Origin of the sequence: Variovorax sp. IB41 (assembly GCF_016405905.1) — a bacterium.
Taxonomy (GTDB): Bacteria; Pseudomonadota; Gammaproteobacteria; order Burkholderiales; family Burkholderiaceae_C; genus Variovorax.
Window position 1 is genome coordinate 294,675 of the sequence record NZ_JAEFCB010000006.1, and the last position, 13,472, is coordinate 308,146.

The 13,472-nt window shown below is 67.2% G+C and carries 14 protein-coding genes; 6 read left to right on the forward strand and 8 right to left on the reverse strand.

What is annotated here, in order from left to right; all coding sequences use genetic code 11:
• Positions 1-103: 103 nt before the first annotated feature.
• The 3 genes from JC881_RS14570 to JC881_RS14580 all read right to left on the reverse strand — a co-directional run bounded on the left by JC881_RS14570 (position 104) and on the right by JC881_RS14580 (position 3,180).
• Complete coding sequence (locus JC881_RS14570; protein ID WP_198786415.1) at positions 104-520, reverse strand: organic hydroperoxide resistance protein; 417 nt, start codon at positions 518-520, stop codon at positions 104-106.
• A 132-nt stretch (positions 521-652) separates the two neighbouring features.
• Entirely contained in the window at positions 653-2,143 is a 1,491-nt protein-coding gene (locus JC881_RS14575) for a M81 family metallopeptidase (RefSeq protein ID WP_198786416.1), read from the reverse strand.
• Positions 2,144-2,145: 2 nt separating this feature from the next.
• Positions 2,146-3,180 (reverse strand): tripartite tricarboxylate transporter substrate binding protein, encoded by a 1,035-nt coding sequence (locus tag JC881_RS14580; protein WP_198786417.1) that lies wholly within the window; start codon positions 3,178-3,180, stop codon positions 2,146-2,148.
• A 146-nt stretch (positions 3,181-3,326) separates the two neighbouring features.
• On the opposite strand from JC881_RS14580, the gene JC881_RS14585 reads away from it, so the two are divergent.
• From JC881_RS14585 to JC881_RS14595, 3 genes are all read left to right on the forward strand, one after another.
• On the forward strand, positions 3,327-4,280 hold the full coding sequence (locus JC881_RS14585; RefSeq protein WP_198786418.1) for a LysR substrate-binding domain-containing protein: 954 nt from the start codon (positions 3,327-3,329) through the stop codon (positions 4,278-4,280).
• Between the two features lie 147 nt (positions 4,281-4,427).
• Positions 4,428-5,759: an epoxide hydrolase family protein gene (locus tag JC881_RS14590; protein ID WP_198786419.1), complete on the forward strand. Its 1,332-nt coding sequence runs from the start codon at positions 4,428-4,430 to the stop codon at positions 5,757-5,759.
• Positions 5,760-5,898: 139 nt separating this feature from the next.
• Positions 5,899-6,642 (forward strand): response regulator, encoded by a 744-nt coding sequence (locus JC881_RS14595; protein WP_013539189.1) that lies wholly within the window; start codon positions 5,899-5,901, stop codon positions 6,640-6,642.
• A gap of 19 nt (positions 6,643-6,661) precedes the next feature.
• Here the strand turns inward: JC881_RS14595 and JC881_RS14600 are convergent, their stop codons facing one another.
• A complete protein-coding gene (locus tag JC881_RS14600) occupies positions 6,662-7,681 on the reverse strand; it encodes an alpha/beta fold hydrolase (RefSeq protein WP_198786420.1) in 1,020 nt (339 codons plus the stop codon).
• Between the two features lie 150 nt (positions 7,682-7,831).
• The gene (locus tag JC881_RS14605) at positions 7,832-8,443 is read right to left on the reverse strand and encodes a thioredoxin family protein (RefSeq protein WP_198786421.1); all 612 of its coding nucleotides are present in this window, start codon (positions 8,441-8,443) and stop codon (positions 7,832-7,834) included.
• 221 nt (positions 8,444-8,664) lie between these two features.
• Between JC881_RS14605 and JC881_RS14610 the strand changes: the two genes are divergently transcribed.
• The gene (locus JC881_RS14610) at positions 8,665-8,868 is read left to right on the forward strand and encodes a hypothetical protein (protein ID WP_198786422.1); all 204 of its coding nucleotides are present in this window, start codon (positions 8,665-8,667) and stop codon (positions 8,866-8,868) included.
• 200 nt (positions 8,869-9,068) lie between these two features.
• A complete protein-coding gene (locus JC881_RS14615) occupies positions 9,069-9,500 on the forward strand; it encodes a hypothetical protein (protein ID WP_198786423.1) in 432 nt (143 codons plus the stop codon).
• On the opposite strand, the gene JC881_RS14620 is transcribed toward JC881_RS14615, so the two are convergent.
• Positions 9,481-10,410: a helix-turn-helix transcriptional regulator gene (locus JC881_RS14620; protein ID WP_233101782.1), complete on the reverse strand. Its 930-nt coding sequence runs from the start codon at positions 10,408-10,410 to the stop codon at positions 9,481-9,483. The two genes, JC881_RS14615 and JC881_RS14620, sit on opposite strands and share 20 nt — an antisense overlap.
• Positions 10,411-10,562: 152 nt before the next feature.
• On the opposite strand from JC881_RS14620, the gene JC881_RS14625 reads away from it, so the two are divergent.
• Positions 10,563-11,360: a fumarylacetoacetate hydrolase family protein gene (locus JC881_RS14625; protein WP_198786424.1), complete on the forward strand. Its 798-nt coding sequence runs from the start codon at positions 10,563-10,565 to the stop codon at positions 11,358-11,360.
• 12 nt (positions 11,361-11,372) lie between these two features.
• On the opposite strand, the gene JC881_RS14630 is transcribed toward JC881_RS14625, so the two are convergent.
• The gene (locus JC881_RS14630) at positions 11,373-12,389 is read right to left on the reverse strand and encodes a TRAP transporter substrate-binding protein (RefSeq protein WP_198786425.1); all 1,017 of its coding nucleotides are present in this window, start codon (positions 12,387-12,389) and stop codon (positions 11,373-11,375) included.
• 29 nt (positions 12,390-12,418) lie between these two features.
• Positions 12,419-13,201, reverse strand: coding sequence for an IclR family transcriptional regulator (locus tag JC881_RS14635; protein WP_198786426.1), 783 nt, complete (start codon positions 13,199-13,201; stop codon positions 12,419-12,421).
• Positions 13,202-13,472 lie beyond the last annotated feature (271 nt).

Genomic DNA, 13,472 nt, shown 5'->3' on the forward strand with positions numbered 1-13,472 from the left:
ATAGACCCCGGCCTGGCCGGAAAGCCCATCGCATGTATCGCAGTGTGTTCAGCAGCAAGAAGCGACATGGAACATTACCCGTTCGGCCCCGTTGTACGTCCGGTCAGACCACGTTGATGGTGACGTCGATGTTGCCGCGCGTGGCCTTGGAGTACGGGCAGGTCTGGTGCGCCGCGTCCACCAGCGACTGCACGACATCGCGCTCGATGCCGGGCACGCTGACGTTCAGGCGGGCCTTCAGGAAGTAGGCGCCGTCGGTGTTGGCCAGGTCCACTTCGGTGTCCACGGCCAGGTCGGCGGGCAGCTTGACCTTGAGCTTGCCGGCGGCCAGGCCCATGGCGCCGATGAAGCAGGCGGACCAGCCGGCGGCGAAGAGCTGCTCGGGGTTGGTGCCGGTGCCCGGGCCGCCGGGGGACGAGAGCTTCACGTCCAGGCGGCCGTCGCTGCTGGTGGAGGCGCCGTCGCGGCCGCCGGTGGTGTGGGTCTTGCCGGTGTAGAGGATCTTTTCGGTGGAGGTCATGGTGTTTCCTTGGAAGGGTTGGTTGGGAACGGACCGGATTGTTGGGCCGCCCCCGCCCCCTCGGCGCACCTTGCGTATGTCTCTGTATCTGCCCGAGAAACTCACACAGTACGTTTCACGGCCGGGTGGATTTCAGGCGGCGTCGCGCGGCCGCGTGCGCATTTCGCTGGCCAGGTTTTTCCATGGCAGCTGCGACGGATCGGCGATGAAGGGGCCAGGCGAGCGCACCACGAGGATCTCTTCGGCAATGGCCGCGAAGTCGGCGCGAAAGTGCACCGAGCTCTTGTTCACCAGGATCTTCATCTGCTCGGGCGCGATGCCGACGGTGCGGTACATGTTGCGATCGAGCAGTTGCGCCTTGGCCGAGCTCACCGCGATGCGCACGCCGCCGATGCGAAGGCACGCCATCGGCCCGAGGTCGGAGGCCTTGCCGTTCATCATCGGACCGCCGTAGACGAACTTGCCGTCGGAAAGCGCCTCGACCTGGAACGCCCCGCGCAGCGGCGCATCGCCCTCCACCTGCGGGCAGCCACCGAGGCCGATGTCGATCCACGCGCCCACGCCCGCTTCGTGCGCGGCCGCTGCGGCGGCAGGGTCGCAGATGAGGCCGAGCGCCGCATCCTGCGCGCCGTGCCTGAGCAGCGCACGCAAGAGGCCCGTGGTGTTGGAGTCGCCGCCGACGCCGGGGTTGTCCTGCGTGTCGGCGAGGATCACCGGGCGCGTGGCCGTCTCTGCGACCCGCATCGCGCGCAGCACCGCGGCATCGGGCTCCTCGAAGTGCACCGCCCATTGGTGCTCGGGATCGCAGATGCGCGCGAACAGCGCATCGACGGCGCGCTCGATGCGCGCCGCATCGAAGCCGTAGCCCCACACCACCGGGCCGCACTCGGCGAAGTCGGAGGCCGGGAAGCCCGGCGCGAACGACAGCGAGAGCACGCCCTCCCTCTCCGGCTCCTCCAGTTCTTCGAGCAGGTCGTACATGCCGCGCGCGGGCTGCATCATGGTGGACATGCTGTTCACCGGAATGAGGAACGGCACGCGCCGTGCCACGCGGTGCGCCGGCCTGTCGCTGCCGCTGAGCGCGAGCAGCAGCTCGCCGGCGCGACGGCCCGTGTCGGCCATGTCGATGTGCGGATAGGTGCGGTAGGCCACGAGGCCATCTGCGAGCGAGAGCATCTGCGTGGTGACGTTGGCATGCGAGTCGAGCGAGATCACGATCTTCATCCGCGGCCCCACCACCGCGCGGATGCGCGCGAGCAGTTCGCCTTCGCCGTCGTCCAGATGCTGCGCGACCATCGCGCCGTGCAGGTCGAGGTAGATCGCATCGAACGACGCCGTCTTCACCGCCTCGACGATCTCGCCCGCGATGCGCTCGTAGGCATCGGTGGTCACATGCGCCGAAGCACCCGCGCCGGCCCAGATGACGGGCGTGACGGCGTGCCCCTTCCCGCGCACGAAGTTGATGAAACCGCTCGCGGGCAGGTTCACGTTGAGGAGGCCGAAAAGCCCTTCGCCCCGCACGAGCCCCGGGAAGTCTTCGCCGCGCACGAAGCTGTCGTACGACGCCACGGTGGGTGCGAAGGTGTTGGTCTCATGCTGGAAACCGGCGACGAGGATGTTCATCATCATTGGGCAGTCAGTTGAATGGAACGGGCCATCTTCTTGAACTTCTCCGTCTCCTGGACGTAGAACTTCGCGGAGTCGGCAAGGGGTTGCGGCTTCATCGGCACGGTGCCCGAGAGCGCCAGCGCCTTGACCATCTCGGGCGACTGGATGGCCTGCTGCGAGGCCTCCAGCAGCACGCGAAGCCGGTCTTCCGGAATGCCCGCTTTCGACATCACGGCCAGCCAGATGGAATGCACGAACTCGCTCTTCCTGGCGATGCCGCTCTCGGAGATGGCGGGCACGTCGGGCAGCGTGCGCATGCGCTGGGTGTCCAGCACGTCGATGGCCTTGATCTTGTGGCTCTCGAGCAATTGGATCGACGCGCCCAGGTTCGGCAGGATCGTGATGTCGATCTGCTGGCCGACCAGGTCCTGCATCATCGGCGTGGCGCCCTTGTAGGGCACGTGCAGCAGCTTGGCGCCCGTCGTCTGCGCGAGGTATTCGGAGACGATGTGGTACATCGAGCCGTGCCCCGGGCTGCCGAAGGTCAGGCTCTGGCTGCCGGGCTTCTTCGCGGCGGCAATGAGCTCCTCGAGCGACGCATACGGCAGGTCGTTGCGCGCCATCACCACCAGCGGGTGCGTGGAGATCGGCGCGATCAGCGCGAGCTCCTCGGGCTTGTACTTCGCCGACGCGTTGGACAGCGGCGCGAGGATCGCCTCGTTGGGCGAACCCATGATGAGCGTGTAGCCGTCGGCCGGCTTGGCGAGGAGGCGCTGCACGGCGAGCGCGCCGCCCGCGCCCGGCAGGTTCTCGATGATGAGCGGCTGGCCGAGCGCCTTCGCCATCGACGGCTGCATGGCACGCGCGAGCACGTCGGCCGGGCCGCCGGGCGGGAACGCGACCAGCATGGTCACCGGCTTGGACGGGAACGTCTCCGCGGCGAGCGCCGGGCCGGCGGCCGTCGCGTTGACGAGCAGCGCGGCGGCAACGGCGGCGAAGGCGGCGAGGCCCGCGAACGCACGGGCGATGGGGGTCTTCGGAATGTCTCTCATGGGGTCCTCTTCTTTCCAGACTGCGTGGGGCGATGGACGCGGGGAATCGCGTTGGACAAATTGTTCGGCGTAGCATCTGTTCGAGCAACAGCAACTTTTTGACCACTTCGTTGCCCATCGGGCAACGCTTGCGAGGAGCGAACGCCATGCGCGACATCAACCAGAAGCGGCTGAAGTACTTCCACGAAGTGCTTGTTCACGGCTCCATCCGCGGCGCGGCCGATGCGCTGAACACCGCGCCTTCGGTCATCACGCGGCAGGTGGCGTTGCTGGAAGAAGAACTGGGCCTGCTGCTCTTCGAGCGGCAGGCGCGCGGCGTCGCGCCGACCGACGCCGCCTTCCACCTGCTCGAGTACTGGCGCGGCTGCCAGGCGCACCAGGAGCAACTGACCGAGCGGCTGCGCGCGGTCGAGTCGATGGACGCGGGCACGGTGCGCATCGTCGCGAGCGAGGGTTTCGTCGACGGGTTGCTGGCGCAGGTGGTCGCGCCGTTCTGCGCGGCGCACCCGAAGCTCTCGGTGGTGCTCGATGCGCTGCCCGCGAGCGAGCTGATCGCCGAGGTGGTGAGCGATGCGGCGCACATCGGCCTGGCCTACAACCCGCAGTCCGATGCGCAACTGCAATTCGTCGCGAGCGCCGCCGCGCCGGCCAAGCTGCTGGTGCGCGCGGGGCATCCGCTCACCAAGATCGCGGGCCCGCTGCAGATACGGCAGATCGCCGGCTACCCGCTGGGCCTGATGCCGCCGGGCTACGGCGTGGGACGGCTCGTCGAACTGCTGGAGTACGCGGAGCACGTGAAGCTGCACCCGAGCCTGCGCAGCAACTCGGTGGTCGGGCTCAAGCGCTTCGTGCGGTCCACCGACGGCGTGACCTTCATCGGCGCGGGCCTCGCGGCGGCGCCGGAGATCGAGGCGGGGCACCTCGTCGCGCTCGATCTGGCGCATCCGCTGTGCAAGTCGGCGCAGGTGCGGCTGATGGTGCGCCAGGGGCGGCCGCTGCCGGTGGCCGCCGAGCGGCTGCTCGCGGAGATACGGCAGGGCTTCTCGGTGTTCGCAAGCGCAAGCGCACGCACGCCGAAGAAGGAAGCACGTCGCCGTTGAAACGTAGTGTGTGGATTTCTCGCGTCGATACACAGGCATACAGCCATCGGATCGCCGAGGGGAAGCGCGGCCAAAGATGCGCCCGTCCGTTCATTCGGGCGGCCCGCAAGGCCTCTTCGCTTCATCCTCACTCGACGAAAGATCACCATGTCTTCTGTGTCTCCAGCGCCCACGCGGCGCCACTTCTTCGCCACCACCGCCGTGGCGGGTGCCGCCGGTTTCGGCCTGCTTTCCTCTCCGGTTTTCGCGCAGGGCTCGGGCGCCGCGGCCACTGACGTTCCCGCCACGACGAAGCCTCGCGCGCCGACCGGCGACACGTCGATCCGCCCCTTTCGCATCCACGTGCACGAGGCCGTTCTCGTCGACCTGCGCCGCCGCATCCAGGCCACGCGCTGGCCCGACCGCGAGACGGTCAATGACCAGACGCAGGGCGTGCGGCTGGAGAAGCTGCAGCCGCTGGTGCGCTACTGGGGCACGGGCTACGACTGGCGCAAGGTGGAGAAGCGCCTCAATGCCCTGCCCCAGTTCATCACCGAGATCGACGGCCTCGACATCCAGTTCGTGCACGTGCGCTCGCGCCATGCGAACGCGATGCCGCTGGTCATCACGCACGGCTGGCCGGGCTCGGTGATGGAGCTGCTGAAGGTCATCGGACCGCTCACCGATCCGACGGCGCACGGCGGCCGCGCGGAAGACGCCTTTCACCTCGTGCTGCCCTCGATGCCCGGCTACGGCTTCTCGGGCAAGCCGCAAAGCACGGGCTGGGGCGCGGACCGCATCGCGACCGCCTGGGACGTGCTGATGAAGCGCCTGGGCTACACGCGCTACGTCTCGCAAGGCGGCGACTGGGGTTCGGTGGTGGCCGACAAGATGGCGCGCCAGGCGCCGCAGGGGCTCCTGGGCATCCACGTGAACATGCCCGCGACCGTGCCGCCGGACGTGGCCAAGGCGCTCAACAACGGCGAGCCCGCGCCGGCCGGCCTCTCGGAGAAGGAGAAGGCCGCGTTCGAATCGCTCAAGTACCTCTACACCAAGGGCGGCGGCTACGCGGCCATGATGGTCACGCGCCCGCAGACGCTGGGCTATGCACTGGAAGACTCGCCCGCGGGCCTGGCCGCCTTCTTCTACGACAAGTTCAACGAGTGGACCTACAGCGGCGGCGATGCCGACAAGGCCTTCACCCGCGACGAGATGCTGGACGACATCACGCTCTACTGGGTGACGAAGACCGCCACCTCGGGCGCGCAGCTCTACTGGGAGAACAACGCCAACAACTTCAACGCGGTCGATATCGCGATCCCCGCGGCGGTGACGGTGTTCCCCGGCGAGATCTACCGCGCACCCAAGAGCTGGACCGAGCGGGCGTACCGCAACCTGATCTATTTCAACGAGGTGGACAAGGGCGGGCACTTCGCGGCGTGGGAGCAGCCGGAGCTGTTCGCGGTGGAGATCCGGGCCGCGTTCCGGTCGCTGCGCTAGCGGCATGACGGGGCGGGGGCGCGCGAAACATAGTGTCGCGCCCTCCGCCTCCAGATACTTGCGCATACAAACCCCCCGCCCGTTCGCGGCAGGCGGGATACATTGCGGCTGCGGCGCACTTCACACCCCACCCACTGCCATGACCCCAAAGACCTCCGACCACATCCTCATCGTCGACGACGACCGTGAGATCCGCGAACTGCTCACGACCTACCTGGTCAAGAACGGCCTGCGCGTGGTGGCGGTGCCCACCGGGCGGCACATGCGCGCGGCACTGGAGGAGTCGGGGCCCTTCGACCTGATCATCCTGGACCTCATGCTGCCGGGCGAAGACGGGCTCACGCTGTGCCGGGACCTTCGCACCGGCAAGTACAAGGCCACGCCGATCCTGATGCTCACCGCGCGCAGCGAAGAGGCCGACCGCATCCTGGGCCTGGAGATGGGCGCCGACGACTACCTGGCCAAGCCTTTTTCGGCGCGCGAGCTGCTCGCGCGCATCCGCTCGGTGATGCGGCGCACGCGCATGCTGCCGCCCAACATGGGCGCGGTCGAGCCCTCGCAGAAGCTCGCGTTCGGCGACTGGCACGTGGACACGGTAGCGCGCCACCTGCTGGACGACAGCGGCACGATGGTCGCGCTGAGCGGTGCCGAGTACCGCCTGCTGCGCGTGTTCCTGGACCATCCGCAGAAGGTGCTCAGCCGCGACCAGCTGCTCAGCCTCACGCAGGGCCGCGAGGCGGAGCTCTTCGAGCGCTCGATCGACCTCTTGGTAAGCCGCCTGCGCCAGCGCCTGCGCGACGATGCGCGCGAGCCCCGCTACATCAAGACGGTGCGCAGCGAAGGCTATGTCTTCGCCTCGGCCGTCGAAGCGCGGGACGACTGAGCGCCGCTCCGCCGCCGCTTCATCCGGCGCGTCGCGCCGAGAGCAGTTCCCACGTCGCTTCGGCGAATTCCTTCGGTGCTTCTTCGGGCAGGTTGTGCCCGGCGTTCTCGACCACGCGGTGCGAGCGCGGGCCGGTGAACTTCGCCGCGGTCGACTTGCCATCGGTGGCCGGCACCACGCCATCGGCCTTGCCGTCGAGCGTGATGGTGGGCACCGAGATGGCGGGCAGCGCCGCGAGCCGGCGTTCGACGTCCGCATACGCCGCGTAGCCATCTGCCGCGCCCAGCCGGTGGCGGTACGAATGGATCACCACGTCCACGTAGTCCGGGTTGTCGAACGCGGCGGCGTGCCGGGCGAGCGTGGCGTCGTCGAAATGCCAGTTCGGCGAGTTGCGCAGCCAGATGGTCCGCGCGATCTCGCGGCGGTTGGCCACGAGCCCGGCGCGTCCGCGCTCGCTCAGGAAGTAGTGCTGGTACCAGATGCCCGATTCGACCGAAGGCGCAACCGGCAGGCTCGCCTTCGCGATGTCCTGGACCAGGTAGCTGTTGACGGACACGAGGCCTGCCACGCGCTCGGGCCACAGGGCCGCCGCGACGCAGGCCGCGCGGCCGCCCCAGTCGTAGCCGGCGAGCACCGCGCGATTGAGCTTGAGCGCATCCATCAGCGCGATGACATCGACGCCGATGGCCGCCTGCTGCCCGGAGCGCGGTGTCGCGCCGTCGATGAAGCGCGTGGGCCCATGGCCGCGCAGGTAAGGAACGATCACGCGCGCGCCGCGTGCAGCGAGCATCGGCGCGACCTCCGCGAAGCTGTCGACCGAATAGGGAAAACCGTGCAGCAGCAGCACCGGCGGCCCGTCGATGGGCCCGGCTTCGAAGTAGCCGACATCGAGCACGCCGGCCCTGATCTGCCGCACCGGCCCGAGCTGGAAGGCCGCGCCCGCGTGGGCTGTGCTTATCGATGCGAACTGCGCGGCGACGACGCCCGCGGCAGCCGTGGCCAGGAAGCCGCGGCGGTTGTTCTGGATCTCTTTGAACATGGAGGTGCTTTCTTCCCGCGTCATGCGCGGGCGCGTTTTCGGGGACCCGCGAACTCGCGGGCCGTGATGCATTGGCAGCTCACCGGGTTGCGGACTTCGTGCGCGAAGCCACCGGCGAAGAACAGGAGCGCGAACCAGAGCTTCTTCACATCACTCTCCGGCGGCAGCAGGAGCAGCAGCAGCAGCAGCAGCAGAAGTGGCCGGCGATGGCGATGGCGATGGCTCGGCCAGCAGCGCCTGGATCTTTTTCTCGGTCGTGCCGTAGCTGCCTTCGCCGAAGTGCGAATAGACGATCTTTCCCTGCTTGTCGATCAGGTAGACCGCGGGCCAGTACTGGTTGTTGAAGGCTTTCCAGGTGCCGTAGCTGTTGTCCTGCGCCACGGCGTGCTGGATCTGCAGGCGCTTGATCGCGTCCTGCACGTTCTTGGTGGACTTCTCGTAGGCGAACTCCGGCGTGTGCACGCCCACGACGACCAGGCCCTTGTCCTTGTACTTCGCGTTCCAGTCCTTGACGTAGGGCAGGTGGTTCAGGCAGTTGATGCAGGTGTAGGTCCAGAAGTCCACGAGCACGACCTTGCCGCGCAGCTCCTGCAGCTTCAGCGGCTCGGAGTTGAGCCACTTGTCGATGTTCTGGAATTCGGGCGCCTGCTGCGCGGCGCTCGCGGGCACGTCGCCGCCGGGCGGCGGCGCGGCGAATGTGAGAACGGCCACGGAGGCCGCGATCGCCGCAACGGCGAGAACTGCATTGGATCGGATGCTCATGGCGATTTCCTTGAAGGAGAAGGGTCGGGTGCGGAAAGAACGAGCGGATTGTTCGGCGCGCACGCCCCTTCGGGCCCGCATCGCGTATGCCTATGTGTATGCGGGGCCGGCCGAACACACTACGTTTCACAGCGGGACGGCGCCCTGCCTCTTTCGGGTGGGACCGGAACTCTCGAACTTGGCCTACAGACACCCGGCGGGCGAGCGCGGAAGGTCGGGCCATGACACATCCGATCGAACTCATCATCGATGAGCCGGTGCCCGGTTCGTTTGTCTGGCGGCTGCTTGAGACCGATGCGAACGGCGCAAACCCGACCGTGCTTCGCAGCGCTTTCGACCCCGCCGACAGCTACGAGGCCGCACTGGCTTCGGGGCAACGCGCCCTGCACAGCGAAATACGCAACATCGCCGCCGGCGCGCACTGAAGCGCGGCGGCCTCGCCAACTCCGCGGTCCTCTTCTGCCGGGGAGGCGCACACATGCGCATGCGCTCGGAAAGAGCGCGTCAGCATGTACTTACGGATGGTTCACAAGGCGTCCTACCGTTCGCGCATCGCCGTTTCCTAGGATGTTTTTCAGGCGCCGGACCCGATGTCACAACCAACACCGGCGTCAAGGAGATGACCATGCAAAAGTTCCTGTGGATCTGCGCGACCGCCTCGTGTCTCATGGCGCTTCCGGCGCATGCGCAAACGACCCCGCCGCCCGCGGCGACGATGGACACCGCCGTGGCGGAACTCAAAGCCGGCCGCGACAAGATCGCCGCCGACTACAAGGCCGACAAGGCCGCCTGCGATGCCATGAAGGACAACGCCAAGGATGTCTGCAACGAGGAAGCCAAGGGCAAGGAAAAGATCGCCAAGGCCGAGCTCGACCAGAAGGTGCGCCCGAGCGACAGCAACGCGCGCAAGGTGGCCGAGGCCAAGGTCGAAGCGGCCTACGACATCGCCAAGGAAAAGTGCGACGACCAGAAGGGCGACGCCAAGTCCGCCTGCGTGAAGCAGGCCAAGGCCGAAGAGAGCAAGGGCAAGGCCGACATCAAGGCGATGAAGAAGTAAGCGTTGCGGCAGCGCTCGCGCCCTGGCGGAATTGCCGGGGCGTGACGCCGATCTGCTGGCGGAAACGCCGGCTGAAATAGTCGGCATCGCTGAAGCCGCATTGCAGCGCGATGTCGCCGATGCGAAGGCTCGAGGTCAGCAGCAGTTCCTTCGCGCGCTCCAGCCGCCGCTCGGTGACCAGTTCGGTGAAGGTGCGGTCGGTCTGCTTCTTGAGCAGGTGCGCGAGGTAGTTGGGCGAGAGCATCGCCGCGGCCGCCGCGTCGTTGAGCGAGATCTCTTCGCCCAGGTGCTCGCGCACATAGCGCATCACGCGCTGCAACGCGTCGCGCCGCGAACTGCGTCCGCTGTGGCGCGCGGCCTGTTCGAGCAACGGTGCCTCGTGCCGCTGGCAGGCCAGCGAGATGAGCTGCAGCAGGATGCCGCGGATCGCACCGACCGCGGCGAAACCGCGCTCGCGATTGAGCGCCGAGAGCTCGTCGAGCCAGCGCAGGATGCGCGCGAAATCCGCTTCGTCGAACGCGAAGTCGACGTACTCCTGGAACAGGAACGGCGCGAGTTCGGGATGCCGTGCGACGGGCACCTCCTCCAAGTCCAGCGGCTCGACAGCCAGTTCGGGCCAGAGAAAACCCTGGTCGAAATTCACGATGGCGTAGCGCGCACCGACGGGATGCGGCACCACGTGCACGCGGTACGGCAGCACGAAGCTCAGGTGGCCCGCGCGGAACGTGCGCACCGCGCCGCCGACGAGCTGCTGCCCGCCGCCTTCGATGCTCACCTGGATCTGGAAGTACTCGTGCCGGTGCGGCCGCGCGAGCACGTCGCGCGCGCCCTCGAAGCGGATGTCGAAGTCCAGATGGTTCGCACGCTCCTGCATGCCGTAGAGGCGGGAGCTGGAAGGGGGCGCCGTCATGGCCCGATGGTACCGAGCGCGGCGGTGGCTTCGAACATGTTGCCTGTGTCCTGTTTTTGCGTAGATGCGTGCGGCGCGGCGGCCGTGTGCCACACCAGAATCTTCCAGAACCGATCGATCGCTTTCAGACACAACCAGAAGGAGACAGACCCATGTCCAGCCCATCCTCGCGCCGCGGCCTCCTGGCCGGTTCGGCCGCCATGGCCACCGGCGCCCTCGCCGGCTGCGCGCTGCCCGCGGGCGCCGCGCGCACGGCGCCCACGCCGTTCGACGTGCCCGCATCGACCGTGCCCATCGTCGGCAGCGAACAGGTCTTTCCGGTGCGCCGCATCTATTGCATCGGCCGCAACTACGCCGCGCATGCGCGCGAGATGGGCTCGGACCCGACGCGGGAACCGCCCTTCTTCTTCCAGAAACCGGCCGACGCGATCCAGGTCGTGACGCCCGGCAAGGTGGCCGACCACCCCTACCCCACGCTCACCAAGAACTACCACTACGAGGTGGAGCTGGTCGTCGCTCTCGCCAAGGGCGGCCGGAACATTCCGGCGGCGAGCGCGCTCGACCATGTGTACGGCTATTCGCTCGGCCTGGACATGACGCGCCGCGACCTGCAGCGCGAGATGGGCGACCAGAAGAAGCCGTGGGAAATCGGCAAGAGCTTCGACCACTCGGCGCCCATCGGGCCGATCCATCCGGTGGCGAAGGTCGGCCATTTCGCGGACGGCGCGATCTGGCTCAAGGTGAACGGCGAAACCAAGCAGAACGCCACGCTCAAGTACATGATCTGGTCGGTCGCCGAGCAGATCAGCCGCCTGTCGCAGGCCTTCGAACTGATGCCCGGTGACATCATCTATTCGGGCACACCCGAGAACGTGGGGCCGGTGGTGCGCGGCGACCTGATCGAGATCCACATCGACGGGCTGCCGAACCTGTCGGTGCGGATCGTCTGAGCCCGAACGCGCCTACTTGCGCGCCTTCTCGATCTCGGCCATCAGTTCCTTGACGGTGGCTTCGCCCACCGAGGCCGAGTACTTGTCGATGACGGGCTTGACCTTCGCGCGGAGCTTGGCCATTTCTTCGGGCGGCAGTTCGGAGACGGTCATGCCCGCTTTTTTGAGCGCATCGAGCGCGCTGTCGGCCGCGCCGCGCGAAGCCTGGCGCTGGAACGCGGTCGACTCGGCGGCGGCGTCGGTGATGATCTTCTTCTCTTCTGCGCTCATGCCGTCCCACGTCTTCCTGCTGATGAGAAGTGCCTGCGGGTTGTAGATGTGGCGCGTCTGGGTGATGTACTTCTGCACCTCGGCGAACTTGGACGAGAGGATCGTGGTGTTCGGGTTCTCCTGCCCGTCGACCGCCTTCTGGTCCAGGGCCGGATAGAGCTCGGGAAACGGCAGCGGCGTGGCGTTGGCGCCCAGCGCGCTGAAGAGATCGATGTAGATCGGCGACTGGATGACGCGGATCTTCAGCCCCGCGATGTCGTCGGCCTTCACGATCGGCCGCTTGCTGTTGGTGAGGTTGCGAAAGCCCAGGTCCCAGTAGCCCAGGCCGTGCAAGCCCTTTTCTTCGAGCCTGGCCATCAGCTTCTGGCCGAAGGGGCCGTCGGTGACGGCATCGGCTTCCTTGCCGCTGTTGAAGAGAAACGGAAAGTCGTAGGCCGCGAACTCCTTGACCTGCGCGGAGAGGATGCCGGCGTTGAGCACGGTGATCTCGACCGTGCCGCCCTGCAATGCAGACACGGTCTGCAGGTCGCCGCCGAGCGAGCCGCCCGCGAACAGCTTCACCGTGATCTTGCCGCCGGACTTGGCGGCGACGATGTCGGCGAATTTCTGCGCGCCCTGCGCCTGCGGATGGCCGGTCTGGTTTTGAAACGCGAACTTGAGCGTGCGCTCCTTGATCTGCGCGAACGCGCCGCCGGTGGCGAACAGGGCCGCGGCCGCAACGGTGGCCAACAGCAGTTTCCGCATCGAACGTCTCTTCATGGCTTGTGTCTCCTTTTATGTGAGCTGACCTAGGCTCTTTTCTTGAACAACGCCGATGCGCCGCTGGCACGCGCAACGTCTTCGGCGGTCTGAAGAAGCGCCGGTCCGAGCGCCTCCATGCGCTGCGGCGTCAGGCGGCTGAGCGGCCCCGCGATGGTGACGACGCCGATGGCCGTGCCATCGGCGCCGAGCACCGGCGCGGCCATGGCCGTCATGCCCGGCGCGAACACTTCGTTGATCATGCTGAAGCCGCGCTCGCGCGCGGCCTTCACGTAGGCCATCACGGCCTTCAGGGATGTGGGCGCCTTGGGGCCGTAGTCCTGCGGCGTGCCCAGTCCTTTTTTCGCGACGAGCACGGTGGCGGCGTCCTCGCTCATCGTCGAGAGCCATGCGTGGCCGGCCGCGCTGCACGAGAGATTGACCGACAGGCCCATGTCCGGGTCGTAGCGCAGGCCCCGCGTGGCGCCCTGCGCCTTGGCCACGAAGGTCAGGTCGTCGCCATCGACCACGCCCAGCCGCACCAGCTCGCCCGCGGCCGAGGCGAGCTCGTCGAGCAGGGGCTGGGCGATATCGACGATGCCCGAGCGGCTGAGGAACGCGAGGCTGATCGAGACGAGCTTGATGGTCAGCACGTAGTGCCCATCGCGCGGGTCCTGCCGCACGTAGCCGCAGCGGATGAGTTCCGTGAGCAGGCGGTGCGACGCGCTCAGCGGAATCTCCAATTCGCTTGCCAATGTGGAGAGCGCACAGCCCTCCGGATGTTCGGCCAGGTGTTCCAGCACCTTGAAGCTGCGCTCCAGTATCCCGCTCATATCGCTCTCTCCGAATTCGTTTCACAGACACCGGCGATCTTGCCCGGCGCAAGCCTAACAGATGGAAGGAAGGGATTTCCATAGTGGAAATGCTTTCCAAGCAAATCTATGATCGCGCCCAGTCCGGTTTTTCCATCTTTGCTGAGGACCCCTCGTGAAACTTCTTCGTACGCTTGCCATCGCCAGCTTCTGCGTCGGCCTCGCCGCCCCGTCGTGGGCGCAGCAGGACCGCGTGATCCGCTTCGGCCACCTCAATAACGCCGACCATCCC

What these genes read in the sequence shown, in the direction of transcription:
- JC881_RS14575 (WP_198786416.1), bottom strand. Translation starts at nt 2,143, where the DNA reads ATGAACATCCTCGTCGCCGGTTTCCAGCATGAGACCAACACCTTCGCA.
- JC881_RS14610 (WP_198786422.1), top strand. Translation starts at nt 8,665, where the DNA reads ATGACACATCCGATCGAACTCATCATCGATGAGCCGGTGCCCGGTTCG.
- JC881_RS14620 (WP_233101782.1), bottom strand. Translation starts at nt 10,410, where the DNA reads ATGACGGCGCCCCCTTCCAGCTCCCGCCTCTACGGCATGCAGGAGCGT.
- JC881_RS14600 (WP_198786420.1), bottom strand. Translation starts at nt 7,681, where the DNA reads ATGTTCAAAGAGATCCAGAACAACCGCCGCGGCTTCCTGGCCACGGCT.
- JC881_RS14630 (WP_198786425.1), bottom strand. Translation starts at nt 12,389, where the DNA reads ATGAAGAGACGTTCGATGCGGAAACTGCTGTTGGCCACCGTTGCGGCC.
- JC881_RS14615 (WP_198786423.1), top strand. Translation starts at nt 9,069, where the DNA reads ATGCAAAAGTTCCTGTGGATCTGCGCGACCGCCTCGTGTCTCATGGCG.
- JC881_RS14570 (WP_198786415.1), bottom strand. Translation starts at nt 520, where the DNA reads ATGACCTCCACCGAAAAGATCCTCTACACCGGCAAGACCCACACCACC.
- JC881_RS14595 (WP_013539189.1), top strand. Translation starts at nt 5,899, where the DNA reads ATGACCCCAAAGACCTCCGACCACATCCTCATCGTCGACGACGACCGT.
- JC881_RS14605 (WP_198786421.1), bottom strand. Translation starts at nt 8,443, where the DNA reads ATGAGCATCCGATCCAATGCAGTTCTCGCCGTTGCGGCGATCGCGGCC.
- JC881_RS14635 (WP_198786426.1), bottom strand. Translation starts at nt 13,201, where the DNA reads ATGAGCGGGATACTGGAGCGCAGCTTCAAGGTGCTGGAACACCTGGCC.
- JC881_RS14580 (WP_198786417.1), bottom strand. Translation starts at nt 3,180, where the DNA reads ATGAGAGACATTCCGAAGACCCCCATCGCCCGTGCGTTCGCGGGCCTC.
- JC881_RS14590 (WP_198786419.1), top strand. Translation starts at nt 4,428, where the DNA reads ATGTCTTCTGTGTCTCCAGCGCCCACGCGGCGCCACTTCTTCGCCACC.
- JC881_RS14585 (WP_198786418.1), top strand. Translation starts at nt 3,327, where the DNA reads ATGCGCGACATCAACCAGAAGCGGCTGAAGTACTTCCACGAAGTGCTT.
- JC881_RS14625 (WP_198786424.1), top strand. Translation starts at nt 10,563, where the DNA reads ATGTCCAGCCCATCCTCGCGCCGCGGCCTCCTGGCCGGTTCGGCCGCC.